Here is a 23,612-nt window from a genome sequence, read left to right as displayed (position 1 = left end):
CGGTGGTCTGCTCGGCTCGCCCGGGTCGATGGCAGGCGGGATGGCCTACCGCAACCACCCACGGACCCGGCGGCTGCCGACGATCTTCGCCATCCCGGAGCCGGAGCGCCCCCGCCGGAGGCGCAGTAGCCGCAACCCCGCGCGGTGTCAGCTCGCCGACGTGGCCGGCGTGCGATCCGCTACCCCGCGTGGGTCCCGGCCGCGCGGCCCGGCCGGCTGCCGGCCCACCACATCGCCGGTCAAGGCTGCTGTCGTTCTTCGGCGGCCCCGTGGGCTTCCCGCTGTCCGCGCCAGCCGCCGGGCGTGTTGCGTGGCCGGAGTCGGAGCGCCAGCGGAGCGACGGACGCGCGCCCTGGCGGCGGCGCGCGCGGCCCGTTCAGGGCCGCCTTGAAGACGTACAGAAAGTTCTCACCACCTCGGCCGGCAGCCGGCGGCTCTGCTCGCGTATTGGCTGCTCAGGCTGCGTAGACGGCGGTGGCGTCGTCGCTGCGTTTGTTGCGTGCCCACTTCATGCAGGACGGGTCGGCGGCCTCAATGGCGCGCACCCGGCTGATCAGCTCGGTCGGGCCGTTCTGCTCCAGGACGTCGAGCACGTCGGGCCAGTCGAGCAGACCGAACAGGGCCACGAGTCGCGCGGCTCCGTCGGTCAGCACGGCGACTCGCCGGACGCTGTCGAGCGGCACCTCCCCGGTGATGGCGTGCTGTGCGGCGAACGGGTCCGCGGCTGCCACCCAGTACCCGCCGGGCTGGTTGCGGGCAGCAAGCTCGGCGTGCTTCATCCGCAGCAACGCGGCCTGCTTCTCGGCCGACCCGAACGGGTACCGGTCGGCTTCCTCGCGTTCCGCGCGGGCGGTCTTGTCCACCCGGTCGTCGGTGATGACCTGGATGCCATCGACGGTGTCGATGAGCACCGTGACATCACCGAGCACCAGGTACTCCAAAGCGGTGTCCTTGAGCCGCAGGATCGCCGTCGCCGCCGAGGGAGTGCCGGGGTGGCTGAGGTCGCAGGTGTCTCGATGCTGATCGGCGGTGAACCGGATGGCGTACATCAGCGCGTTGGACAGCGCGGAGTCGCGGTCGGCGGCCAGGCCGGCGAGGGCCGAGCCGAGCTTGGCGGCGTACCAGGCGATGCCATGGACACAGCCGGTGCCGGTGCGGGCGGTGGCACCGTCGAGAACCACGATCAGGTTCTCGCTAGCCATTGCCCAGTCCTCGTTGGGCGACTTCGGGTTGCCGGCCTCCGACGCGGTGGCGACGCGCATCAGGCCACACCCTCGCTGCGGTAGATCGGCGTCAACGCGTCGACCTTCGTCACGGCCCGCTTCGCCGGGTCGTACGTGCACCTCACCAGCAGCGAGAACCGGCGGTTCTTCACCTCGCGGTACAGCTCGTCTAGGTGGTCTTCCAGGTACTGCGTGACGCCGAGAGTGCCCATGGCGTGGATGCCCGCCAGGTACAGGAAGGTGCCACGCCCGTCGGGCCGGGGTAGCCGGCCGATGTACCCGTAGTCGACCGGCTCGCCGCTGTCCGACGGAGAGTGGAACTCCTCGCCGGTCTGGTGGTTAACCAGATACAGGCCGCCGTCGTCCTTGCCGAAACCGAGCTTCGGGTCAGAGGCGAGCACCTGCCCGACGAAGGGCAGGATCCGAGGGCTGCCGACCACAACCAGATTGGTGCGGTTCAGGTCGACCATGCCCGGCGGGGGCACCACCTCGTACTCCGTCTTCAAACCAAGCCCACGTGCGAGGTTGGAAAGCTTCTCGTACGCGGCCAGCATCTCGGCCGAGACGACCGCGTACGGGTCCTTCTTGCCCGCCTCGAACTTCCCACCTACGGCAACGGTCAGCGGCCCGGTGCCGAGCATCGCACGCTCGGGGCGGGGTCCGGATGACAGGAGCTGGCCCACCCGCGCGCGGGTCATGCCGACGACCTGGGCAATCTGCGCGTGCGTCATGCCCTGCGACACCATCTCGTCCAGCGCTTCGCGGCGCAGCCGCGACAGCTCGTTGACGGCCGCCTGATGCTCATCGATCAGGTCGCTAGCCTTGCGCGCTCTCTCGCCTGGGTCCTGGATGTCGGCCAGGCCGTGCGGGCTGATTTCCACGGGTCTCCTCCTGCTTGCCGCCTCGCTCAAGCGACACATGGAAGCTTATCGCACTACAGGGCTTGACCCGCGCAATAGCCCTTGCCTACCCTCGGTCATACATCGATGCGCAATCCCCCTTTACAAGGGATATGGGGAGCGCAAAGAGGAGGCCCCGACGGGATTGCGGCCCGTCGAGGCCCAGTGCATCGGCCCTCTGCGAAAGGAACGACGATGCCTGTCCAGCGTACCGTTCACCCTGCTCACTGCGCCTCGGGCCACTCCTCGGCGCTGTCCGATGCTCGCCTGCTGTCTGCTCTGGCGACGCTTCGGGACGCGCTGGCCCCGGGTGAGGCGCTGAACCTGCCTGCGGTGCTCGATCACACCGCTCTGCTGGCCTGCCTGTCCGTGCTCGGCACGAACTCCACCCCCACCACCGTGCGCGCACCGCGCGGCTCCTACCTGCCGCCACGTTGCAACTTCGCCGGTTACTGCGTCATGTGCGGCCACCAGGCCTGCCAGTCCCCGGCATGTATCGCCGAGTTCGCGCAGACCGCATGGGCGGTCTGCAACCAGTGCCACGGAGCCGGAGCCGACCCGGCCTCCTCGCTCCCCTGCTCCTGCTGGGGCGGCCTCACCCAGGTCGACACTGAGTTGCCCGTGGCGGTGGCCCGATGACGGCCACCTCGATCCGTCGGCCGGTGGCGTCGACCCCTGTGAGGGCGTCTGTCGACGCGCCTGCTGGTGCTTGCTCGCACCTGTCTCCCGCTGACCTTCGGCCCACCACCATCCGCACCGTCACCAGTCCCTGCAACGAACGGCTCCGCGAGACTCTGCTCTCGCTCAACGAGTCACCGGCTGACTTCGCCGGCAAGCTCGGCGTCGATCCGAAGACCGTGGAACGGTGGATCGGCAACGCCAACCGCCACCCGCACCCGCGTACCGCCTACCTGGCCGCGCGGCTGCTCGACGTCGACGTCACCTACCTGTGGCCATCCATCCACGGCAACCGCACCAGCAAGATCTCCGGCAGCGATGAGCTGACCGCCTGCTGGCCCGGCCGCGCCGCCGTCCCCCACGACCTGTGGCCCCGCCTGCTCACCGAAGCGCAACGGCGAATCACCATCATGGGCGACTTCGGTCTGCCCGACCTCATCCCCAACCTGCCACGCCTCCTGGCCGACAAAACCGCCCGACGCATCCAAGTCCGGATCATCATCACGGACCCGCACACGGCCACCAACCCCATCGACACGGCCCGCGCCCTCGCGGCCGAGGCCACCTACCTGCCCCTGACCGACCACGGCGTCAACGTCGCCCGCTACCCGGGCAATCTGGCCACCACGATCCTGTGGGTCGACGACGACCTGATCGTGCGCACCGGCATCGACGGCTGCCCCGCCGCCTTCGCCCCGATCATCCACCTACGCGCCCTGCCCAACGGGCCGCTGTCCCGGCTCTACCTGACCAGCCTCGACACCATCACCGAAACCGCCATCCCGGCGGCCTCCACGACCTTGCGGGCGGTGGCCTGATGACCACCACCCCCGCACCCACCGTCTACCGCTGGCGTCAACCCCGGCTGGCCCGAGGCTGGGAACCCGTCCAGCTCATCGGCCGCATGAAGATCCTCGCCCAACGGGACGGGATCGAGCTGCCGAAGACCTACCAGCTCATCCGCGACATCTACCTGTGGGAACACCACCGGGCCGACCTGCCCGCGCACGTGGCGTCCTTGCTCGGCCGGATCTTCGAACACCCGAACCCGTTCGGCACTGGCCCCATCACCCACCTACCCACCAAGGCGGTCCGCACCCGTGGCCGCTGACCTCACGACCGTTGTCCCGGGCCAGGCTCACCCGTCTGGTCCGGGGCACCGGCCCCACCCCGCCGCCTCGACCGGCTTCGTCGGCCGTGACGAGTCCGCCTTCACCCGGGCCACCACCCCGGACTACTTCGGCTGGCTGGAGCACGTGAAGGCAGCCGCGGGCTGCTCCCACCCCATCCGCCTCTCGGGCGAGGTCGCGACCATCGACCGGGGCACCGGCCAACTCCTGGCCGCGACTCGGACCGAGGACATGCCGGACGGAGAGATCTACAAGCCCTGCGGCAACCGCCGCCACGCCGTCTGCCCCTCCTGCGCCCACACCTACCAACGCGACGCCTACCAGCTGCTGCGCGCCGGCCTCGCCGGCGGCAAAGGCATCCCCTCCACCGTCGCCCGGCACCCGGCCGTGTTCGTCACCTTCACCGCGCCGTCGTTCGGCACGGTGCACACCCGGGTCGTGAAGCGCCACACCTGCGGCAACCGCCGCCGCTGCGACTGCCGGCCCGAACCGTGCCACCCCCGCCGCGCCAGCGACCCCACCGCCGCCCCGTGTGAGCACGGCCAACCGTCGGTCTGCTGGGCACGCCACGAAGACGGCGATCCCCGGCTCGGTCAGCCGCTGTGCCTGGACTGCTACGACTACCAGGCACAGGTCGTGTGGAACCACTCCGCCCCTGAGTTGTGGCGCCGCACCACGATCGCCGTCACCCGCCATCTGAACGCCCGCGCCCGCGCGCTCGGCCTGCCATGGGTCGCCCAACTCACCGCGAGCGGGAAGACTCGCCGGGTGCCGCCGGTCAAACCGTCGTTCGGCAAGGTCGCCGAGATGCAACGCCGCGCCGTCGTGCACTACCACGCCGTCATCCGCCTCGACGGCGTCCACCCCACCGACCCCGAGGCCATCGTGCCGCCACCGGCCGGAATCGGCGTTGACGACCTGGTCGCCGCCGTCGAACACGCCGCCGCCGCCGTCGCCTTCACCACCCGCCCCCACCCAACCAACCCGGCCGGCTGGCGCATCACCTGGGGTGAACAGGTCGACGTGCGGCCGATCAGCGCGGACGGGGAGATCACCGACGGGAAGGTCGCCGGCTACCTCGCCAAGTACGCCACCAAGAGCACCGAAGCCACCGGGCACGTCTCGCGCCGCCTCGACGGCGAGGTCATCGACCTGTACGCCAACGAGCACGGCACCCACCCCGAGAGGCTTGTTGACGCCTGCTGGACCCTCGGCGCACACCGCGACTGGCAACAGCTCCGACGGTGGGCGCACATGCTCGGCTTCGGCGGCCACTTCCTCACCAAGAGCCGCCGCTACTCCACCACCTTCCGCATCCTCCGCGACGCCAGGATCCTCTGGCGACGCACCGAAACCGGCCACGAATACGCCGACCAACCCGACGGCGACGACACCACCCTCATCGTCGGCCTGCTGACCTACGCCGGCTCCGGCTGGCGCACCACCGGAGACGCCCTCCTGGCCAACACCGCCGCCGCCATGGCCCGGGAGCGACACGAGATCGCACGAGAGGAGATGACCGCTGCTGCCTGACCCCGCACGACCCGCCCGTCATCACGAGAGGAGTACCGCGCTGAACGAACCCCGCGACGTCGACATGCTCACCGTCGAGCAAGCCGCACAGCGCCTCGGCACCGGAGTCCGCTTCGTGCGCCGCATTGTCGCTGAGCGCCGCATCCGCTTCTACAAGGTCGGCAAGTACGTCCGGTTCCACCCCGACGACCTCACCGACTACATCCGTCAAGGCCGCATTGACGCCATCCGGCCTGTCCTGCGCTACCGGAAGGGAGAGCACGTCTATGGCTAGCAAGCGCCGCTTCGGCCGCGTCCGAAAGCTGCCTTCGGGCCGCTTCCAAGCTCGCTATCTCGGCCCGGACGGCGTCGATCGACCGGCACCGCACACCTTCGCCAGCAAGACCGACGCCGACCGGTGGCTCTCTGGTGTCGAGACGGATTTGAACCGGGGAACCTGGCGTAACCCTGATCTCGGCCGTGTCGCTCTCGGCGACTACCTCACCGAGTGGATCGATCACCGGCCGGGCCTGCGGCCCCGGACCCTCGACCTCTACCGCTGGCTGCACCGGAAGCACATCGCGCCTGGACTCGACGACTACTTCCTCACTGACCTGACGCCCGGTGCCATCCGGGCCTGGCGCGCTGATCTCCTCGCTGACGGGGTGAGCGCCACCATGACGGCCAAGGCGTACCGCCTTCTTCGTGCCGTGCTGAACACCGCTGTTGATGATGAGCTGATCCGGCGTAACCCCTGCCGTATTCAGGGTGCGGGCATCGAACGGCCCACGGAGCGACCGACTGCCACAGTCGCCCAGGTCTTCCAGCTCGCCGACATCGTGCCCCGACGTCTGCGCGTCCTCATCCTGCTGGCTGCCTTCGCCAGCCTCCGCTACGGAGAGCTGGCCGCCCTTCGTCGCCGCGACTTCGACCCGCGCTGTCGGACCCTGACGGTCCGCGCGACTCTGGTCGAGCGCCAGGACGGCACCCTGACTTTCGGTCCGCCCAAGACCGATGCCGGCGTGCGGACCGTCACCATCCCTGCGGCGATCCGCCGCGACGTGCGTACGCACTTGGCCGACTTCGTTGATGAGGACCAGGGCGCGCTCGTCTTTACCGGCGCGACCGGCGCTGTCCTGCGCCGCTCCAACTTCCAGCGCACCTGCAACTGGCGCGTGTCCGTGGCGGCGGTCGGCTTGCCCGGCTTCCACTTCCACGACCTGCGGCACACCGGGAACACCCTCGCTTCGCGGACCGGGGCAAGCCTCGCCGACCTGATGGCCCGGATGGGTCACGCCTCGACCCGGGCAGCGTTGATCTACCAGCACACCGCTAAGGAGCGTGACCAGCACATCGCCGACGGCCTCAGCGAGCAGATCAAGAAGGGCCGCGATCGGGCACGTAGCGGGCACGGCAAGCCGAAGAAGTGATCTGAATGAATGAGGCCCTGGCTGGGACTGTCGTCCTGGCCAGGGCCTCGATCGTGGAGCGGGTGACGGGAATCGAACCCGCACTGTCAGCTTGGGAAGCTGATGTTCTGCCATTGAACTACACCCGCAGGCGGCACCACTGTACCTGAGGTCACCGCGCCCGTACATCCAGGTACCCCCGGCGCGCCCGTCCCGACCCCCGGCCCCGGCGAAACCGGCCTGACACGATCTTGAAATCACCGGCGTGCTCGGATGCAGCAAAAAGTTTCCGTGCGGCAACATATGGCCGTTCTCAAATCCGTCGATCGGTTGTAACGTCACCCGCACGTTCTCAGCCACGGTGCGACATACCCCCTGTCGTGCCGCCAGAAAGAGGTGGGCCCATGGGACTGCGTCCCAACCTGCTGACCCGGCGTGCCGCCGGTGTCGCGTCGACGACCCTCGCGCTGCTGCTCAGCACCGCTGCCGTGGGCGTCGTTCCCGCTGCTTCCGCCCTCTCGGCCGCCCCCGGCGCGTCCTGCGCCGAGCCGACCGACGTCCACTCGGACGCCCGGGTGAAGAAGGGCGGCTCGGCCAAGCTGGACCCGAACGAGCTGACCGCCAAGCAGGTCCGTGACCGCGAGGCCGACCTCGCCGCCGCGCTGCGCGAGCGGGCGAACTTCCGCGCCGGCGCCGGTGCGACCACCCTGGCCACGGTCACCGTCCCCGTTGTCGTACACGTCATCCAGCGCGACACCACCCGGGCCGGCGGCAACATTCCGGACTCGATGGTCACCGCCCAGATCGACGTGCTCAACGAGGCCTACGGCGGCGCCACCGGCGGCGCGCCCACGGCCTTCGGCTTCCAGCTGCAGAAGGTCCACCACGTGACCAACGCCGCGTGGTACCCGATCGTGCAGGGCTCCTCCGCGGAGCGGCAGATGAAGACCTCGCTGCGCGAGGGCGGCAAGAACACGCTCAACATCTACCTGGGCGAGCTCAGCGACAACCTGCTGGGCTGGGCGACCTTCCCGAAGCGCAAGCTGGACAGCATGGACGGCGTGGTCGCGCTGAGCGAGTCCCTGCCGGGCGGCACCGCCACCAACTACAACCAGGGCGACACCGGTACCCACGAGGTCGGCCACTGGCTGAACCTCTACCACACCTTCCAGGGCGGCTGCTCCGGCTCCGGTGACAGCGTCAGCGACACCCCGGCGGAGTCGTCGCCGGCGTTCCAGTGCCCGACCGGGCGGGACACCTGCACCACGGCCGGCCTGGACCCGATCACCAACTTCATGGACTACACCTACGACTCGTGCATGTACCAGTTCACCCCTGGTCAGGCGAGCCGCATGCTGACCGCGTGGAACGCCTACCGCGCCGCGTAACGCAGCCGTACGACGACTCGGTGCCGGCTCCGTCCTCGGACGGGGTCGGCACCGGCGTTTGCGAGGGCCTCAGGCGGCCGAGCGGCGGGTGTCGAAGCCGTGCCGGCCGCGCCGCCCCTCGGCAGCGGCGGCGCCGACCCGACGCGCCGGAGGGCTCGCCCGCGGATCGAGCCAGACCTGCACCGCCGGACCGGCGGAACCCTCGACCGGACCGGCCGCGCCACCCTGGTCGCGCCGGGTCAGCATCGCCACGTCGACGGTGAACTCGAAGAGCCGCCAGTCGACCTGCGGCGCGGCCCGACCGATCTCGGCGACCCGGGCCACCCGGGCCTGGTCGGTGACCGGGCGGGCGCGGCCCGCCACGTACGCCTCGTCGTCGCTCTCCTCGGGCGGGAACGAGTGCAGCGCGTAGCGGCCGTCGCGTTCGAGGTCGCGCCGTTTCGGCGAGTCGATGACGAAGCAGAAGAGCCCCTCGTCGGTGATGACCGGCGAGACCGGGTGGACCCGGGGGCCGCCGTCGGCGCGGACCGTGGCGAGATAGCCGAAGCCCGGCCCGTACTGCTGCATGAGAAGGCGGATCTCGTCGGCGAGGCGCGGCTCGTCGGCGGCGAATTCGGACCAGGAAGCCATGCCGACATTCTATCGAACACACGTACGAACGCGCAGTCCGACACGCAGGTCGACCGTACTGGTCGCTATGGTGTTCCGATGCTGCTCTCCGACCGCGACCTGGTCTCCGAGATCAAGACGGGCACGCTCGCGCTGGAGCCGTTCGAGCCCACGCTGGTGCAACCGTCCAGCATCGACGTACGCCTGGACAAGCTCTTCCGGGTCTTCAACAACCACCTCTACACGCACATCGACCCGTCGGTCCAGCAGGACGACCTGACCTCGATGGTGGAGGTGCCGGAGGGCGAGCCGTTCGTGCTGCACCCGGGCGAGTTCGTGCTCGCCTCGACGCTCGAGGTGATCTCGCTCGGCGACCAGCTCGCGGGGCGCCTCGAAGGGAAGAGCTCACTGGGCCGGCTCGGGCTGCTCACCCACTCCACCGCCGGTTTCATCGACCCGGGCTTCTCCGGTCACGTCACGCTGGAGCTCTCCAACGTGGCGAACCTGCCGATCACCCTCTGGCCGGGGATGAAGATCGGGCAGCTCTGCATCTTCCGGCTCTCCTCGCCGGCCGAGCACCCGTACGGGTCGGCGGTCTACGGCTCCCGCTACCAGGGGCAGCGCGGCCCGACGCCGAGCCGATCGTGGCAGAACTGGCGCACCTGGCCGACAAGTAGGCGCTGACCTGCTGTGCAATAGATCCACTCGCATCTCAGGCCGTCCCCAGGCCGTGAGCATCGATCAGGCCACGGCCGAGGATCGCGTCCACCGCCCGCCTCGTACGCGCCTCGCTCTCCGGCATGAGATGCGTGTACGTACGCAGCGTGAATCCAGGATCGTGGTGGCCGAGATACTCCGACACCGCCTCATTTGCGGTTAACCGCCGTCTGCATCGAAGTGGAGATGAAAAGCCGGACCGTCTCCGGCGCTTCTGGGCAGCACGAGCACTCGGCGCTACCGGCGACGAACGAGCCGAGAAGCTGCTGACGCACCTCGCCGCCGAGGACCACGCCACGGTGCGAACCGGCGGGCACGTCAGTACCGCCAAGAAGGCGCTGAAGACGCTGCGAAAACATCCGCAAACACCGGCGGAAAGCACGCGCCCGAGAACAGACCACGTGATCGCGTCAGGCAGGTACTGGGACTCCGATCTCAAGCATCTGCCGGGACAGCACGTCGCGCTGTCCGCCGCGCTGTCGCTGTGATCCGACAAGAGATCCGCGGCACATGCCCGCCAACAGATGTGCGACAGGTCCAGCGACCTAGGGGCGGCCGGTTGGCCGCCGACGAAACGGCCTGTCATAGCCGAGATGAGGATGCTTTCCCTTCGGTGCCGGAAGGAACCGCGGCAATGCTGGATCTTGGAATGTTCGGCGCCCCTTCCGAGGATGTGGGCGTGACCGACGTTGCTGTTGAGGGATCCCGTCGTACCCATGCCGCGGTGGTCGCAACTGCCGCTGTTGCGCTTGGCCTGCTCGCGTTCGCGGCCGACTCCGTCGCGGGCGTTGTGGGGCAGGTCCTGATCGCGCTGACCAGCAGCGGCTTCGCTTGGGGCATGGCAGCCTTCCTGGCCGGCCGTTCGGCTGCCACGGCGAAAAGAGCGGTTGGCGGTGCCACCTCGCTGTTGGTGCTGGCCACGCTGCTCTATTACCTGCTTGTGCTGATGGTCAGTCGCCGCTGGAGTGGGGGCACCCTGGAGGACGGCACGTCGGCCGACCTGCTGGGGCTGCGCTCGGTTGCCATCATGACGGCGCTGTGGCTGACCGGGTCCCTCGTCGCGGGACCGATGCTCGGACTGCTCGGCCATATCGTGCGAGTCGGCAAAGCGTCGACCTCGACGCTGGCCGCGGGTGCGATATGCGGCCTTCTCTCCGGCGAGGGCTGGCAGGCCGTGATGCAGGCACCGCCCTGGCAGCTGTTGACCGTGGCCGACCCGTACCAAGCAGAGTTCTTCCGAGGCGTTGTGGTCGGGGAACTCGTCAAGATCGTGCTTCCGATCGTCGTCCTGGCCTGGCTGGCCACGGCGCACCGCCTCTGGCGCGCATGGCCGATGCTGCTTACCGCAGCCATCTCAAGCGGTGCCCTGAGTGCGGCGCTGTGGTACGTGCTCTACGCCGCAGCAAACAGCAGCTGAACGCGCGCCGGCCAGACCGCAGGCGCGGGTGATCAAGTGCGTCGGGCATTCTGATCTGCCGCTGTGCGCGGGCACCGTCGTGCCGCTACGTGCGCGTCGACAGCAGAGGCCGGTCGATAGGGTTCGACCATGCCGGGTGCCGTCGAGCGTCCGTTGCTCTTCCTTGATGTCGATGGGCCGCTGATTCCGTTCGGATCTCGCCCGGCTGGCCGTCCACACCGAGAGATGGCGGTGGGTCCGATCGAGTTCGCCAATCCGCTGCTCACCCGGCTCGACCCGGACGACGGACCGCGGCTGCTGGCGCTACGGTGTGACCTGGTGTGGGCCACGAGTTGGATGGCCGAGGCGAACGAGGTGATCGGGCCGCTGCTCGGACTGCCGCAGCTTCCGCTCGTAACGTGGTCCGACAGGGCCGATCAGCATGACAGCGGGCTGCACTGGAAGACCCGTGACCTCGTCGAACGGGCGGCCGGTCGCTGCTTCGTCTGGATCGATGACGAGATCACGGAAGCCGACCGTGCGTGGGTGTCGGCCCACCATCCGGTAGCTGCGCTGCTGCACCGTGTCGACCCCCGCCACGGCCTCACCGCCACGGACTTCACCACCATCAACGAATGGCTCGCCTGAGCTGACCCAACCGAATGGTGACCGTCCGGTGCGCACCCCCGCCACGACCGCAACGTGCAGCCCGCGCTTCCGCTCAGCCGCGATCAGCGCGCCGAGGTGTCGCAGATCAGCTGGCGGACGAATGTCGCGCATCAGTCGACGGAGGACACGCCGTGCTGTCCGCTGTCGGGTCCCACCACATGTTTGACGGATCCGTCCCACCACATATTTGACCGGCCGGTCTAGATCAATGGGGGGTTGAGTCGGCCGGCGTAAGCATGACCCGTCGAGTGTGATCTAGATGCCGGGCAATCGTGTACCTGCCGGTGGCGCCAACCGTTGGGGCCCCGCGGCTCCATTCCAGGGCCGACGAGCAGTCTTCGAACCGCACCACGTACTCCCTGTTGGAGGTGAAAACGTGAGTGACGGTCCCGGTGATCGCGGAGCCGACCGGGAAGCGCATTTTGATGGACAGCCACTCGTCGTGGCTCAGGCTGGTGGGCAGGTAGGTCCCTGAGCGGAACGACGCGTCGAGAGGCAGTAGCCCGACCTGACCTGGCCTGTGCTGGAGAACCTCGAACCTCATCACTGTGCCCAGCGAAGGCCAGTCGACCGGATCGTGCGGCAAGGCCAGGACGTCAACGAAGCCCTCCGGCTCTTGGCCCAGGTCCACAAGCAGCCCGATGGCGCCAGGCCTCGGTATGCGGATGACTTGACCCGTGACGTGGTCACCCACAGGAAAGCGACGGCGGGCCACATCGAGCTGATTCGGCTCTGCCACGCTCGACAACCTCCTCGGCCGCTCTGGAACCATGCCGCCGACAAGCGGAGGTCCTGCAAGCGAGTTTCTCGATCATGTCTAGCATCTGGTGGGACGCCACTGTCAAGCATGTCCCGTGACGGGACACGCCGCGCTGTCCGCGCGTTGCCGAATTCCGCTCCATCAGATCAAGGCGGCCCGCAAGCGGGCCGCACCGGTCCGGCCTCGGCCTGCTGGCGACCTCCGGCCGGCATCGGCCGGGTCGGCCGGTGAGCTGGGGCCTGCCGATTCCATGAGGTGACAGCGGACACGACGCCGCCGAGGCTACGGATCAGAGGACCGGCCGGGCCATCTACGGGACCGGTAGGACTGCGTATTCGATTGATGCGAGTTCTCGGCCGCACCATGCGGTAGGCGACCCACGCGAACATGACAACGACCGCGAGCGTGGTTGGAGCGTCTCCTGCCGCGTCAGGCAACGTTCGCCCTGTCCTCCAACGGCACATCGGGGCGGTGCCCCAACCCGATATGTCCGCGGGTGTTCGGCCACCACCTCATGTTCACCAGGACCATGACCTCGGCGGCCGGGAAGACGACGGGTTTCGGGAGATGGCCCGGCGATCGCGGCAGAACGGGCACTCGTAGCAGGCGGGCTATTGCAGCCTTACGGCCGGGATCGCAGCACGGCGACCTCGGGGAACTCGTCCGGCGAGCCGTAGCCGTGCTCGGCCAGCCAGCGTACGTTAGTCAGGCATCGCAACGACCACCATGCGCGGATGAGGTCGCGGTCGACGTCGGTGCCGTAGCCGGCGACGACGTCGCCAAGGTGCTCCTTGTGTCCGAGCGTGAGGACGGCGAGGTCGAAGAGCGCGTCGCCCTGGGACGCCTCGGACCAGTCGACGACGCCGGTGACCTCGTCACCGGCGACGAAGACGTGGTCGACCTGCAGGTCGCCGTGGATGAACACCGGTGTCCACGGCCGGAGCGCAGTCTCGGCGAGCCGGCGGTTGCGTGTGACCACGTCGGCGGGAAGGACGTCGTTGGCGACGAGCCACTCGCACTCATCGGCGAGGCGCGATGCGAGCTCGTCGAGGCTCCGACCGGGCCATGGCGGCAGCGGCGCGTCGTGCAGCATCCGGGCGGCGGCACCCGCCGCGGCCCACGCGGCCGACGAAGCGGTAGATGGCTCGCCGAGGTGGCCGAGTGCCGTCCCCGGGAGAGCGGCGAGCGCGAGTACGGGCGGCTTCCGCCACAGGATCTCCGGGGTTGGGACCGGCGCCATCGCCATCGCCTCGACCTCGACGTCGGTGCGGGTCTGATCAGCGTCGATCTTCACGAACACGTCGCCGACGCGCAGGGTCGCGCGCTCGTTATGGGCGACGACAACCTCGACCTCGTCTACGTCCATGTCGGCCATCATTGCGGAAATGACCACCGACGTCGCCGGGGTTATCTCGTGCGACTGCGCGCCGGCTTCTACGTCGACACGCCACAGTCAACCCCACCACCTGAGAGCGCGACGAACAGGCGGAACGCGACCCTTCGAGCCGATCTTGCCCAAGCTGACAGTGCGCTTCGATTCCGGTCAGCGGAGCAGGCCTGGCGTTCGGTTTCCGCGACCGCCAGGCCGTCTCCAGGCCGTCACAGGTTCGCGACCGGCCACCGATGTCCCCCACGCCTCACCACTCCCGCCGCAGGTGAGAGGCACGATGACCACCGCCACCAGTGACAGCCAAGCCCGCATGGCATCTCTGGCGCACCTGGCCGATCCGCTGACGGCGGAAGGGGGCCCCCGCCACGCGGGAGCCCCTTCCGGTGGATCAGCCCGGTCGGCCGTAGCTGTTGATCTGGCCGTCGTCGACGCGTTTCATCGTGATCGGCTTGCCGGACTGGGAGGCGTGCACCACCCAGCCGCCGCCGACGTACATGGCGACGTGGTGCAGGTCGCTGTAGTAGAAGACGAGGTCCCCGGCGCGCAGCTCGCTCCGGCTCACCCGGCGGGTGACGTCGTGCTGCTGGCGGGCGTTGTGCGGCAGCGAGACGCCGGCCTTGGCCCAGGCGGCCATGGTCAGGCCGGAGCAGTCGTAGTGGTCCGGGCCGGCGGCGCCCCAGACGTAGATCTTGCCGATCTGGGCGCAGGCGAACTTGACCGCGATTCCGGCGGGGCCGCCCGGATAGCCGGACGGACAGGGCGCGGGCCGCAGCGGACCGCCGCCGCCGCTGCCGTAGACCTTCAGCCGGAGCTTGTCGAGGCGGGCGATCTCGGCGTTGATCTGCTTCTTCTTCGCCGCGAGCTGGGCCTCGGTCCGGGTCAGCTGGGCGACCATCTCGTCCAGCGGCTTCTTCTTGGCGGCCAGCTGGTCGCGGAGTACGACGACGTTGCGCACCTGCTGCTGCTGACGGTGGGCGAAGCGGTCAAGCAGTTCGAGGCCGGCGACCACGTCGCTCGGCGACCGGCTGCCCAGCAGCGCGTTCACGGTCGACAGGTTGTCGCCCTTGTACGCGTCGGCGGCGAGACCGCCGACCTGGCCCATGGCGAGGTCGACCTGGAGCTGCAACGGGGTGATCTGCTTGGCCAGGGCCGCCGCCTGCTTCCGCTTGACGGCTAGGTCCTGGCGAGTGGCGTTGTGCTGCTCGATGATCGGTTCGAGCTTGTTCCAGTCCTGGTCGATCTGGCGCTCGATCTCGGCGACCGTCGGTTCGGCGTGGGCCGCCGTGGCGCCGCCGGTCAGGATGACGGCGGTGCCGGCCAGGGCGGCGAGTGCGGTGGTGAAGCGGGACCAGCGTGGACGCGGCGCAGCCGTCATCCGGTCGACCGACCGGACCGACGGTCGCCGCGGGGCATGGTGTGCCACCGGGCTTCCGTACTCCTTCTTCGCTGACCGCCTACCGGGTTAGCTGACGGGTTCGGACGGGAAGGGAGCCGCCCTACCGCAGTGCTGCGGATTCACCCCGGTTACCTGGGTCCCCGGCTCGCCCGGAGGCGACTCGGCGGTGTCGGACCGTCACCACCCGGGTTGGACGGTGCACACACCGGCCGACGATTGACCAGAGTAGAGATGGCTGTTATTGATCCGCAACCCGCGACGCCGTGACACTCCGTACCCGAAGTTCGGATCCGGCGAGAACCGGCTGAAGAAAACTTTCATCGAACATCGTTTACAGGTAAGTATTGACCCGAGACTGCCTCCGGGGCGAGGGTGAGCACGCAGTTACCCCCACCTGACCGGGAGGTTCCATGCACCGCCCACCCTCGCCGCCACGCGGCCGGATCCTGCTCGCCGCCGCCATGGCGGCGGCCACCGCGCTCCTCTCCACCGGACCGGTCGCCGCGGAACCCCTCACCGCCGGACCGACCGAACCCACCGACCGTCAGCAGCAGTACGCCGCGGCCGCGGCCGAATACGGCGTGCCGGAGAGCGTCCTGCTCGGCGTGTCGTACCTGGAGTCCCGCTGGGACACCCACCCCGGCCAGCCCAGCACCAGCGGCGGCTACGGGCCGATGCACCTGACCGACGCCGACCAGGTCGCCGCCACGCCCTCCGGCTCGCACGTCGACGAGAACGAGGACCCCCGGGGCGACGAGTCCCGGCCCCTGGTCGTCGATTCCACCGTGGCGGCCGAGCCGACCGGGGACCTGCTGCCACGGGCGTCCCTGCAGACCCTCGACGCCGCCGCCGCGCTCACCGGCGTACCCGAGGAGACGTTGCGCACCGACGCCACCGCCAACATCCGCGGCGGGGCGGCGCTGCTCGCGTCGTACCAGCGGGAACTGGCCGCGCCGGTCGGCGCCGGCAGCGACCCGGCGGCCTGGTACGGCGCGGTGGCCCGGTACTCCGGCGCGGACACCGAGGACGCCGCGGCGGCCTTCGCCGACGAGGTGTACGACCAGATCAGCGTCGGTGCCGCCCGGACCACCGACGACGGCCAGCGGGTCACCCTCGCCGCCCGGGAGGTGACCCCCGACGAGTCCGGGCTGCACCGGCTCGGGCTGCGCCGCGCCGAGCGGCCCGACGGCCTGGAATGCCCGGTCCGCCTGGCCTGTGAGTGGATCCCCGCGCCGTACGAGAAGTACGGCCCGAACCCGGGCGACTACGGCAACCACGACCTCGGCGACCGGCCGGCCCAGCAGAAGATCGAGTACATCGTCATCCACGACACCGAGGGCTACTTCGGCCCGAGCGTGAAGCTGGTGCAGACCAAGACCTACCTGGGCTGGCACTACACGCTGCGCTCGGTGGACGGCTACGTGGCCCAGCACATCAAGGCGAAGGACGTCGGCTGGCACGCCGGCAACTGGTACGTCAACGCCAAGTCCATCGGCATCGAGCACGAGGGCTTCGCCGGCCACGGCACCTGGTACACCGAGGCGATGTACCGGACCTCGGCCAAGCTGGTCCGGCACCTGGCGCTGCGGTTCCAGATCCCGCTGGCCGGCAGCACATCCTCGGCCACGACAACGTCCCCGGCACCGTTGCCGGCAACGTGGCCGGGATGCACTGGGACCCGGGCCCGTACTGGGACTGGTCGCACTACTTCGACCTGATGAAGGCGCCGTTCCACTCGACCGGCACGCCGCAGACCGGCCTGGTCACCATCGACCCGGACTACGCCACCAACCAGCCGGCCTTCATCGGCTGCAACCAGCAGCCGCCGGGCGTGCCGAAGCCGGTGCCGCCGGCCGTGCCGTGCCCGCTGCGCGCCTCCTCCTCGGTCATCCTGCGCACCGCGCCGAGCCCGGACGCCCCGCTGGTCAACGACCGCGGCCTGCGGCCGAACGGCACGCCGGACACCATGTACGTCTCCGACCACGGCGCCCGCGCCTCGGCCGGTCAGACGTACGCCCTGGCGGACGTCCAGGGTGACTGGACCGCGATCTGGTACCTCGGCCAGAAGGCCTGGTTCCTCAACCCGGCCTCGGCGCCGACGGCGAAGTGGGCGCAGGGCTTCGTGGTGACCCCGAAGCCGGGCAGGGCCACCATCCCGGTGTACGGGCGGGCCTACCCGGAGCAGGCGGCCTACCCGGCCACCATCCCGTACCAGTCGATCTCGCCGTTGCAGTACACCTTCCCGGCGGGCCAGCGGTACGCGCTCGGCGGCGTCCTGCCGGGCGAGTACTACCGGGCGGTCTCCTTTGACGGCTCCGCCCCCGGCGACCGGACGGTGGTCCGGGGCGAGAACCGGTACGTGCAGATCCAGTTCGGCCACCGGGTGATGTTCGCGAACCTGGACGACGTGCTGATCCTGCCGGCCGCGGTGGGCGCGCCGCAGTAGTCATCGCATCCACGACGAAGGCCCCCGGTCAGCTCGACCGGGGGCCTTCGTCGTCGGATCGGATCAGGTGACCCGGCGGTAGCCGGCCACCGGCATGTAGTTGACCTGCGTCACCTGGACCGGCTTGCCGGTCCGGGGCGCGTGCACCATCAGGCCGTTGCCGAGGTAGAGGCCGACGTGGTGCAGGTCGCTGTAGAAGAAGACCAGATCACCGGGGCGGGCGTCGGAGCGGGAGACCGCTCGGCCCTCGTTCCACTGGGCTCCGGTGAAGTGGGTGAGGTAGATGCCCGCCGCCTTGTAGGCGTACTGGGTGAGGCCGGAGCAGTCGAACGAGTTCGGGCCGGTGGCGCCCCAGACGTACGGGTCACCGACCTGCTGGCAGGCGACCCGGATGGCGGTCTGCGCGGCGCTGCTGACCACGCCGTTGATGGTCGGGCAGCCCGCCACCTTCACGGTGGTCTTCGGCAGCGAGGCGGTGAGGCGCTTGATCTCGGCGTCGATCTGCTTCTTCTTCGCCCTCAGCTCGGCTTCCTGCTTGACCTGGGTGGCGATCAGCGCGTCGAGCTTCTGCTTCTCGCGGTTGTACTTGTCGCGGATGGCGAGGATCCCGGCGACCTGCTTGCGCTGCTGGGCGGCCAGCCGGTCGAGGATGGTGAGCTGCTCGGCGAGCGTCCCGGGCTTGGCGTCGACCAGCAGGGCGCCGACCTCCTGGGACGGGCCCCGCATGTAGTAGCGGGAGGCCAGGTCGCCGACCCGGTTCATGGCGAGCGCGGACTCCAGCTCCAGCGGCGCCATCTTCTTCTGCAGGTCCGCCGACTTCTTCTTGTTGACCTTCAGCTGGGCGCGAACCTTGTTGTAGCCCTCAATGGTGGGCTCCAACTGCTCCCACTGCTTGTCGATCTGCGCCTCGATCTCGTCCACGGACGGCGCGGCGTGCGCCGGCGCGGCGACGAGTCCGGCGCCGACGGCGACGGCAGCGACCAGGGTGAGCAGACGGTGTACGACCCGGCGCGCGCCGACCGGTCGGACGGGCGGCTGACTCCGGGCGTGACGATGAGGGGGCATGGTTGCCACCGGCACCGACTCCTTTTGCAACCGACCGCCGGGCGCCTCGTGAGGGGGAAGATCGAGGCAGACGACCCACAGCGGTCGGTGCCCCACATTAGGGAAGGCGCGGGGTGATATCAAGGCGGCCATTTGTTCAATCACGTCTGAGCAACCGCTTGCACACCAAGGGTATTCATTCACTTTCCAACGATCGCTGTCAATACGTCATCGAGTGTCACCACACCGAGCGGCCGGCGGCCGTCACTCACCAGGACCATGTGCCGCCGCTCGCGCCGCATCGACAGCAGGAGGTCGGCCAGCGTACGGTCCGGCGGCACCACGGCCAGCGGCCGGTAGACCTCCGCCGGCACCGGCTCGCGCCGGCGCGCGCCGGCGTACCCGAGCACGTCCTTGACGTGCACGAAGCCGAGCACCCGGCGGGTGGAGCGCTGGACCACCGGGAAGCGGGACCGGCCGGTGCCGGTGGCCAGCACCTCCAGCGAGGCGGGTGAGACGTCCTCGGCCACCGTGGTCACCGTCGACCACGGCTGCAACGCGTCCGCCGCCGTCCGGCTGTGCAGGGCGAGCGCGCCGGTGATCCGGGCATGCTCCTCCGCGTCGAGCAGCCCCTCGGTACGCGCCTGGGAGACCAGCCCGGCCAGCTCCTCCGCCGTGAACACCGTCTTCACTGCCTCGGTCGCCTCGACCCGCCACAGCCGCAGCACCTGCCGGGCCGACCACTTCATCGCCAGCAACAGCGGCTTGGTGGCCACGCAGAACGCCAGCATCGCCGGCCCCAGCCAGAGCGCCGACGGCTCCGGCCCGGCCAGGGTGATGTTCTTCGGCACCATCTCGCCGACCACGGTGTGCAGGAAGACCACGACCCCGAGGGCGATCACGAACGCCAGCGGGTGCACTGCGCCGACGGGCAGTCCGAGCGCCTCGAACGGCGTCTCCAGCAGGTGGGCCAGCGCCGGCTCGGCGATCGCGCCCAGCCCCAGCGAGCAGATGGTGATCCCGAGCTGTGCCCCGGCGATCATCAGCGGGATCTGGTTCATCGCCGACAGCGCCCACCGGGCCCGCTTGGAGCTGGCGGCGAGCGGTTCGAGCACCGTACGGCGGGAGGCGATCAGCGCGAACTCGCTGCCCACGAAGAAGGCGTTGCCGAGCAGCAGCAGGACGGCGAGCAGCAGCTCAGTCATCGTCGTCGGGCTCCTCCGGACGGAGCACCCGGACCTGCTCGATCCGGTGCCGCTCGACCTCGACCACGGTGAACTCGTGCCCGCCCTCCGCGACCGTCTCGCCCGGCACCGGGATGTGGCCGAGCCGGGCCATCAGGAAGCCCGCCAGGGTCTCGTACGGGCCCTCGGGCAGCCGGAAGCCGGTCTGCTCGGCCAGCTCGTCCTCGCGCAGCACACCGTCCACCAGGACGGTCCGCTCGCCGCCCGGCACGGTCAGCTCGGCCGGCCCGAGGTGGTGGACCGCATCCGGGTCGAACTCGTCGGCGATCTCCCCGACCAGCTCCTCGACCAGGTCCTCCACGGTCACCACGCCGTCCGTGCCGCCATACTCGTCGACCACGATGGCGAGGTCGGCGCCGGCCGCCTTCAGCGCGGCGAGGACGCCGTCCAGGTCCAGGCTCTCCGGGACGTACACCGGTTCCCGGGCGACCGCGGCGACGGTGGTGGACGCCCGGCGGTCCAGCGGCACGCCGAGCGCGTCCGGCACCCCGGCCACCCCGGTGACCAGGTCCAGGGTCTCCTCGAAGACCGGGAACCTGGTCCGCCCGGTCTGCTGGGAGAGGCTCAGCAGCTCGGCCACCGTGGCGGTGGCCCGCAGCGCGATCACGTCGACCCGGGGGGTCATCGCCTCGGCGGCCCGCTTGTCGCCGAAGCGGATGGTCCGGCGCAGCAGCATCGCGGTGTCCGGCGGCAGCGCGCCGGCCCGGGCGGAGATCGCCGCGAGGAGCCCCAGCTCCTCGGGTGACCGGGCGCTGGCCAGCTCCTCCTGCGGCTCCACGCCGAGCTGGCGGACCAGCCGGTTCGCGGCGTTGTTCAGCCCCCGGATCAGCCAGCGGAACGCCCGGGCGAAGCCGCGCATCGGCGCGGCGGTGGCCAGCGCGGCCGGCATCGGCCGGGCCAGCGCCAGGTTCTTCGGCACCAGCTCGCCGAAGAGCATCGAGATCAGCGTCGCGAGGGCCAGGGCGAGCAGCGGGCTGAACCGGTCGGCGCCGCCGACGGGTCGCAGCAGCGGGGTGAAGAGCCGGGCCAGGGCCGGTTCGGCCAGGTAGCCGGTGAGCAGCGCGGTGATGGTGATGCCGAGCTGCGCGCCGGAGAGCTGGAAGGAGAGCTCCCGCAGCGCCGTGCGTACGGTGACGGCCCGGGCGTCGCCGGCGGCGGCCCGCCGGTCGATCTCGGCGCGGTCGACGGTGACCAGGGCGAATTCGGCCGCGACGAAGAACGCGTTGCCGGCGGTCAGCAGCACGAAGCCGACCAGGGGCAACAGCGTGCCGAGCAATAAACCGTCGATGAGCGAGATTGTGGCACGGGCCGGCCCGGGGCACGAGTTCGCGCCCGGCCGTGGTGGCGGGCGCCTCCTGGGACGACGACGGCGGTGGCACCTCGTGGGTGCCACCGCCGTCGTGCGTGAGCTGTCGCGGGGTACGACCTCAGCCGGCGACCGGCGCGGTCTCCTTCTCGCCCGGCGCGGCTTCCGGCTTGACCGAGCGGAGCAGCACGCTGGCCACGTCGATGACCTCGACCTGCTCGCCGGCGCCCTTGCCGTTGACCCCGTCGTTGAGCATCGTCGAGCAGAACGGGCAGCCGACGGCGACCGTCTTCGCCCCGGTGGCCATGGCCTCCTCGACCCGGTCCACGTTGATCCGCTTGCCGATCTTCTCCTCCATCCACATCCGGGCGCCGCCGGCACCGCAGCAGAAGGAGCGCTCGCTGTTGCGCGGCATCTCGGTGAGCTCGCCCTGGATCGCGTCGCCGAGCACCTCACGCGGCGCGGCGAAGACCCGGTTGTGCCGGCCCAGGTAGCAGGGGTCGTGGTAGGTCACGCCGCCGTCGACCGGCTGCACCGGGGTGAGCTTGCCCGTGCTGACCAGGTGGGCCAGGAGCTGGGTGTGGTGGACCACCTCGAACTCGCCGCCGAGCTGGCCGTACTCGTTGCCCAGGGTGTTGAAGCAGTGCGGGCAGGTGGCCACGATCTTGCGCTTGGCCTTCTCCCGACCCTCGAACGCCTCGTTGAGGGTCTCGACGTTCTGCTGGGCGAGCATCTGGAAGACGAACTCGTTGCCGATCCGGCGGGCCGGGTCGCCGGAGCAGGTCTCGCCCTCGCCGAGGATCGCGAACGTCACGCCGGCCTCGTTGAGCAGCGTGGCGACCGCCCGGGTGGTCTTCTTGGCCCGGTCCTCGAACGCGCCGGCGCAGCCGACCCAGAACAGGTACTCGAAGTCCTCGACCTCACCGACCCGCGGCACCTCGAAGTCGAGGCCCTTGGTCCAGTCCTCGCGGGTGTTCTGCGGGGCGCCCCACGGGTTGCCCTTGTTCTCCAGGTTGCGCAGCATGACGCCGGCCTCGGACGGGAAGCTCGACTCGATCAGCACCTGGTAGCGGCGCATGTCGACGATGTGGTCGACGTGCTCGATGTCGACCGGGCACTGCTCGACGCAGGCACCGCAGGTGGTGCAGGACCAGAGCACGTCCGGGTCGATGACACCACCCTCCTCGGCGGTGCCGATCAGCGGCCTCTCGGCCTCGGCGAGGGCCAGCACGTCCATGTGGGCGAGCTGCGCGGCGGTGGCCTTCTCCTCACCGGTCAGGTCCTTGCCGCCGCCGGCCAGCAGGTACGGCGCCTTGGCGTACGCGTGGTCGCGGAGGCTCAGCACGAGCAGCTTCGGCGACAGCGGCTTGCCGGTGTTCCAGGCCGGGCACTGCGACTGGCAGCGACCGCACTCGGTGCAGGTGCTGAAGTCCAGCAGGCCCTTCCAGGAGAACTGCTCGACCTGGGCGACGCCGAACTGATCCTTCTCCGGGTCGGCCTCCTCGAAGTCGAGCGGCTTGCCGTCGCTCATCATCGGCCGCAGCGCGCCGAGGCCGGACCCGGCGGGCTTGGCCGGCTCCCGCTTGAAGAAGATGTTGGGGAACGCCAGGAAGCGGTGCCAGGCGACACCCATGGTCACGTTCAGCGAGATGACGATCAGCCAGGTCATCGAGATAACGATCTTGATGAGCGCGGCGACGCTGGCCCCGTCCTGCCAGTCGGGCAGCACCGCCCCGACCGCGTGGCTGACCGGGGTGGCCCAGACCGGGTACTCGAAGTGGTCGGTGGCGACCTTGAAGCCCCGGATCACGAACCCGAAGATCAGGACCAGCAGCACGATCCACTCGACGAAGTAGCCCTGCCACATCGTCGAGCCGGTGAACCGGGAGCGCCCGCCCGGCCGGGTGGGCCGGTTGCGCAGCCGGATCGCCATCAGCACCAGGATGCCGACCAGGCCCAGCACGCCGATGACCTCGGTGGCCAGGCCGAAGATCGTCCAGTGCCCGATGATCGGCAGCCCGCCGGTCGGGGTGACCACCTCGAAGTACGCCTCGAGCACCAGCAGCGACAGCACGATGAAGCCGACCATCACGAACCAGTGCGCGGCGCCCACCACGCTCCACTTCAGCATGCGGGTGTGACCGGCGGTCTCCACCAGCATGGTCTTCGCGCGGGCGCCCTTGTCGGTGAACCGCTCTGGGGCGGGTTGCCCGAGCCGGATGACGGCCGTCATCTTCATGACCGCGCGCACCGCAAGCCACACCGCCACGGCGGTGATGGCGGCCGCGAGGATCGTGGTGACGATCTGGACGCTGCCCATCGAGTTGGCCTCCCGGTCTGCTGCCTGTCGAGCGGCTCGGCGACCGGGTACGGCTCACGGCGCGGGTGGCGTTGCG

General features: G+C 69.8%; 23 protein-coding genes, 1 tRNA gene and 1 riboswitch. Of the genes, 13 read left to right on the top strand and 11 right to left on the bottom strand.

Annotated features, from left to right (window positions below; all coding sequences use genetic code 11):
• Positions 1-455: 455 nt before the first annotated feature.
• Both EV384_RS04465 and EV384_RS04460 read right to left on the bottom strand, forming a co-directional pair.
• The gene (locus tag EV384_RS04465) at positions 456-1,262 is read right to left on the bottom strand and encodes a protein phosphatase 2C domain-containing protein (protein WP_130330380.1); all 807 of its coding nucleotides are present in this window, start codon (positions 1,260-1,262) and stop codon (positions 456-458) included.
• Positions 1,262-2,104 carry a sigma-70 RNA polymerase sigma factor region 4 domain-containing protein gene (locus tag EV384_RS04460; RefSeq protein ID WP_242623939.1) on the bottom strand — a complete coding sequence of 281 codons (843 nt, stop codon included), beginning with the start codon at positions 2,102-2,104 and terminating at the stop codon, positions 1,262-1,264. Before EV384_RS04460 ends, EV384_RS04465 begins: the two co-directional genes overlap by 1 nt.
• A 213-nt stretch (positions 2,105-2,317) precedes the next feature.
• On the opposite strand from EV384_RS04460, the gene EV384_RS35785 reads away from it, so the two are divergent.
• The 6 genes from EV384_RS35785 (at position 2,318) to EV384_RS04430 (ending at position 6,872) form a co-directional block, all read left to right on the top strand.
• Positions 2,318-2,761, top strand: a complete 444-nt coding sequence (locus EV384_RS35785) for a hypothetical protein (RefSeq protein WP_242623938.1) — start codon at positions 2,318-2,320, stop codon at positions 2,759-2,761.
• A gap of 38 nt (positions 2,762-2,799) precedes the next feature.
• Positions 2,800-3,618 (top strand): hypothetical protein, encoded by an 819-nt coding sequence (locus EV384_RS04450; protein ID WP_242623937.1) that lies wholly within the window; start codon positions 2,800-2,802, stop codon positions 3,616-3,618.
• The gene (locus tag EV384_RS04445; protein ID WP_130330374.1) at positions 3,618-3,911 is read left to right on the top strand and encodes a hypothetical protein; all 294 of its coding nucleotides are present in this window, start codon (positions 3,618-3,620) and stop codon (positions 3,909-3,911) included. Before EV384_RS04450 ends, EV384_RS04445 begins: the two co-directional genes overlap by 1 nt.
• Positions 3,901-5,463 (top strand): replication initiator, encoded by a 1,563-nt coding sequence (locus tag EV384_RS04440; RefSeq protein WP_130330372.1) that lies wholly within the window; start codon positions 3,901-3,903, stop codon positions 5,461-5,463. Before EV384_RS04445 ends, EV384_RS04440 begins: the two co-directional genes overlap by 11 nt.
• A 64-nt stretch (positions 5,464-5,527) precedes the next feature.
• A complete protein-coding gene (locus EV384_RS04435; protein WP_130330370.1) occupies positions 5,528-5,737 on the top strand; it encodes an excisionase family DNA-binding protein in 210 nt (69 codons plus the stop codon).
• Positions 5,730-6,872 carry a tyrosine-type recombinase/integrase gene (locus tag EV384_RS04430; protein ID WP_130330368.1) on the top strand — a complete coding sequence of 381 codons (1,143 nt, stop codon included), beginning with the start codon at positions 5,730-5,732 and terminating at the stop codon, positions 6,870-6,872. Before EV384_RS04435 ends, EV384_RS04430 begins: the two co-directional genes overlap by 8 nt.
• A gap of 54 nt (positions 6,873-6,926) precedes the next feature.
• Here EV384_RS04430 and EV384_RS04425 read toward each other — a convergent pair.
• Positions 6,927-7,000, bottom strand: a tRNA-Gly gene (locus tag EV384_RS04425).
• Between the two features lie 255 nt (positions 7,001-7,255).
• Between EV384_RS04425 and EV384_RS04420 the strand changes: the two genes are divergently transcribed.
• A complete protein-coding gene (locus EV384_RS04420; protein WP_130330366.1) occupies positions 7,256-8,239 on the top strand; it encodes a zinc metalloprotease in 984 nt (327 codons plus the stop codon).
• A 69-nt stretch (positions 8,240-8,308) separates the two neighbouring features.
• Here the strand turns inward: EV384_RS04420 and EV384_RS04415 are convergent, their stop codons facing one another.
• On the bottom strand, positions 8,309-8,869 hold the full coding sequence (locus tag EV384_RS04415) for a pyridoxamine 5'-phosphate oxidase family protein (protein ID WP_130330364.1): 561 nt from the start codon (positions 8,867-8,869) through the stop codon (positions 8,309-8,311).
• A gap of 78 nt (positions 8,870-8,947) precedes the next feature.
• Here EV384_RS04415 and dcd point away from each other — a divergent pair, with 78 nt between their 5' ends.
• The 4 genes from dcd (at position 8,948) to EV384_RS04390 (ending at position 11,609) form a co-directional block, all read left to right on the top strand.
• A complete protein-coding gene (gene dcd, locus EV384_RS04410; protein WP_130330362.1) occupies positions 8,948-9,532 on the top strand; it encodes a dCTP deaminase in 585 nt (194 codons plus the stop codon).
• A gap of 125 nt (positions 9,533-9,657) precedes the next feature.
• On the top strand, positions 9,658-10,053 hold the full coding sequence (locus EV384_RS34665; RefSeq protein WP_165439873.1) for a hypothetical protein: 396 nt from the start codon (positions 9,658-9,660) through the stop codon (positions 10,051-10,053).
• A 146-nt stretch (positions 10,054-10,199) separates the two neighbouring features.
• Positions 10,200-10,982, top strand: a complete 783-nt coding sequence (locus tag EV384_RS04395; protein WP_130330358.1) for a hypothetical protein — start codon at positions 10,200-10,202, stop codon at positions 10,980-10,982.
• A gap of 129 nt (positions 10,983-11,111) precedes the next feature.
• Positions 11,112-11,609 carry an HAD domain-containing protein gene (locus tag EV384_RS04390; RefSeq protein ID WP_130330356.1) on the top strand — a complete coding sequence of 166 codons (498 nt, stop codon included), beginning with the start codon at positions 11,112-11,114 and terminating at the stop codon, positions 11,607-11,609.
• 226 nt (positions 11,610-11,835) lie between these two features.
• Here the strand turns inward: EV384_RS04390 and EV384_RS04385 are convergent, their stop codons facing one another.
• The 3 genes from EV384_RS04385 to EV384_RS04375 all read right to left on the bottom strand — a co-directional run bounded on the left by EV384_RS04385 (position 11,836) and on the right by EV384_RS04375 (position 15,155).
• Positions 11,836-12,369: a hypothetical protein gene (locus tag EV384_RS04385; RefSeq protein WP_207232234.1), complete on the bottom strand. Its 534-nt coding sequence runs from the start codon at positions 12,367-12,369 to the stop codon at positions 11,836-11,838.
• A 643-nt stretch (positions 12,370-13,012) separates the two neighbouring features.
• Complete coding sequence (locus EV384_RS04380) at positions 13,013-13,756, bottom strand: phosphotransferase family protein (protein WP_207232233.1); 744 nt, start codon at positions 13,754-13,756, stop codon at positions 13,013-13,015.
• Positions 13,757-14,168: 412 nt separating this feature from the next.
• Positions 14,169-15,155 (bottom strand): C40 family peptidase, encoded by a 987-nt coding sequence (locus tag EV384_RS04375; protein WP_242623936.1) that lies wholly within the window; start codon positions 15,153-15,155, stop codon positions 14,169-14,171.
• A gap of 61 nt (positions 15,156-15,216) precedes the next feature.
• A riboswitch (cyclic di-AMP (ydaO/yuaA leader) is annotated at positions 15,217-15,352 on the bottom strand.
• Between the two features lie 234 nt (positions 15,353-15,586).
• On the opposite strand from EV384_RS04375, the gene EV384_RS35780 reads away from it, so the two are divergent.
• Both EV384_RS35780 and EV384_RS35775 read left to right on the top strand, forming a co-directional pair.
• The gene (locus EV384_RS35780) at positions 15,587-16,894 is read left to right on the top strand and encodes an N-acetylmuramoyl-L-alanine amidase (protein ID WP_242623935.1); all 1,308 of its coding nucleotides are present in this window, start codon (positions 15,587-15,589) and stop codon (positions 16,892-16,894) included.
• Positions 16,843-17,622 carry a hypothetical protein gene (locus EV384_RS35775; protein WP_242623934.1) on the top strand — a complete coding sequence of 260 codons (780 nt, stop codon included), beginning with the start codon at positions 16,843-16,845 and terminating at the stop codon, positions 17,620-17,622. Before EV384_RS35780 ends, EV384_RS35775 begins: the two co-directional genes overlap by 52 nt.
• 63 nt (positions 17,623-17,685) lie before the next feature.
• Here the strand turns inward: EV384_RS35775 and EV384_RS04365 are convergent, their stop codons facing one another.
• The 4 genes from EV384_RS04365 to EV384_RS04350 all read right to left on the bottom strand — a co-directional run bounded on the left by EV384_RS04365 (position 17,686) and on the right by EV384_RS04350 (position 23,536).
• A complete protein-coding gene (locus EV384_RS04365; RefSeq protein WP_207232232.1) occupies positions 17,686-18,687 on the bottom strand; it encodes a C40 family peptidase in 1,002 nt (333 codons plus the stop codon).
• Between the two features lie 179 nt (positions 18,688-18,866).
• A complete protein-coding gene (locus EV384_RS04360) occupies positions 18,867-19,871 on the bottom strand; it encodes a hemolysin family protein (protein WP_130330350.1) in 1,005 nt (334 codons plus the stop codon).
• On the bottom strand, positions 19,864-21,171 hold the full coding sequence (locus tag EV384_RS04355) for a hemolysin family protein (protein WP_130340229.1): 1,308 nt from the start codon (positions 21,169-21,171) through the stop codon (positions 19,864-19,866). The genes EV384_RS04360 and EV384_RS04355 overlap by 8 nt, the downstream gene beginning before the upstream one ends.
• Before the next feature lie 166 nt (positions 21,172-21,337).
• Positions 21,338-23,536 carry a (Fe-S)-binding protein gene (locus EV384_RS04350; protein ID WP_130330348.1) on the bottom strand — a complete coding sequence of 733 codons (2,199 nt, stop codon included), beginning with the start codon at positions 23,534-23,536 and terminating at the stop codon, positions 21,338-21,340.
• Positions 23,537-23,612 lie beyond the last annotated feature (76 nt).

The sequence above is a fragment of the Micromonospora kangleipakensis genome (assembly GCF_004217615.1).
GTDB classification, from domain to species: domain Bacteria; phylum Actinomycetota; class Actinomycetes; order Mycobacteriales; family Micromonosporaceae; genus Micromonospora; species Micromonospora kangleipakensis.
The sequence above is the reverse complement of the archived record's forward strand: the minus strand, read 5'-3'. Positions and strand labels throughout refer to the sequence as shown.

Excerpts from the sequence above, each read along its gene's own strand:
- EV384_RS04380 (WP_207232233.1), bottom strand. The coding sequence starts at position 13,756 with ATGGACGTAGACGAGGTCGAGGTTGTCGTCGCCCATAACGAGCGCGCG.
- EV384_RS04390 (WP_130330356.1), top strand. The coding sequence starts at position 11,112 with ATGCCGGGTGCCGTCGAGCGTCCGTTGCTCTTCCTTGATGTCGATGGG.
- dcd (WP_130330362.1), top strand. The coding sequence starts at position 8,948 with ATGCTGCTCTCCGACCGCGACCTGGTCTCCGAGATCAAGACGGGCACG.
- EV384_RS04375 (WP_242623936.1), bottom strand. The coding sequence starts at position 15,155 with ATGACGGCTGCGCCGCGTCCACGCTGGTCCCGCTTCACCACCGCACTC.
- EV384_RS04430 (WP_130330368.1), top strand. The coding sequence starts at position 5,730 with ATGGCTAGCAAGCGCCGCTTCGGCCGCGTCCGAAAGCTGCCTTCGGGC.
- EV384_RS35780 (WP_242623935.1), top strand. The coding sequence starts at position 15,587 with ATGCACCGCCCACCCTCGCCGCCACGCGGCCGGATCCTGCTCGCCGCC.
- EV384_RS04360 (WP_130330350.1), bottom strand. The coding sequence starts at position 19,871 with ATGACTGAGCTGCTGCTCGCCGTCCTGCTGCTGCTCGGCAACGCCTTC.
- EV384_RS04435 (WP_130330370.1), top strand. The coding sequence starts at position 5,528 with ATGCTCACCGTCGAGCAAGCCGCACAGCGCCTCGGCACCGGAGTCCGC.
- EV384_RS04415 (WP_130330364.1), bottom strand. The coding sequence starts at position 8,869 with ATGGCTTCCTGGTCCGAATTCGCCGCCGACGAGCCGCGCCTCGCCGAC.
- EV384_RS04350 (WP_130330348.1), bottom strand. The coding sequence starts at position 23,536 with ATGGGCAGCGTCCAGATCGTCACCACGATCCTCGCGGCCGCCATCACC.
- EV384_RS04395 (WP_130330358.1), top strand. The coding sequence starts at position 10,200 with ATGCTGGATCTTGGAATGTTCGGCGCCCCTTCCGAGGATGTGGGCGTG.
- EV384_RS04365 (WP_207232232.1), bottom strand. The coding sequence starts at position 18,687 with ATGCCCCCTCATCGTCACGCCCGGAGTCAGCCGCCCGTCCGACCGGTC.
- EV384_RS04420 (WP_130330366.1), top strand. The coding sequence starts at position 7,256 with ATGGGACTGCGTCCCAACCTGCTGACCCGGCGTGCCGCCGGTGTCGCG.
- EV384_RS35785 (WP_242623938.1), top strand. The coding sequence starts at position 2,318 with ATGCCTGTCCAGCGTACCGTTCACCCTGCTCACTGCGCCTCGGGCCAC.
- EV384_RS04445 (WP_130330374.1), top strand. The coding sequence starts at position 3,618 with ATGACCACCACCCCCGCACCCACCGTCTACCGCTGGCGTCAACCCCGG.
- EV384_RS35775 (WP_242623934.1), top strand. The coding sequence starts at position 16,843 with ATGCACTGGGACCCGGGCCCGTACTGGGACTGGTCGCACTACTTCGAC.
- EV384_RS04465 (WP_130330380.1), bottom strand. The coding sequence starts at position 1,262 with ATGCGCGTCGCCACCGCGTCGGAGGCCGGCAACCCGAAGTCGCCCAAC.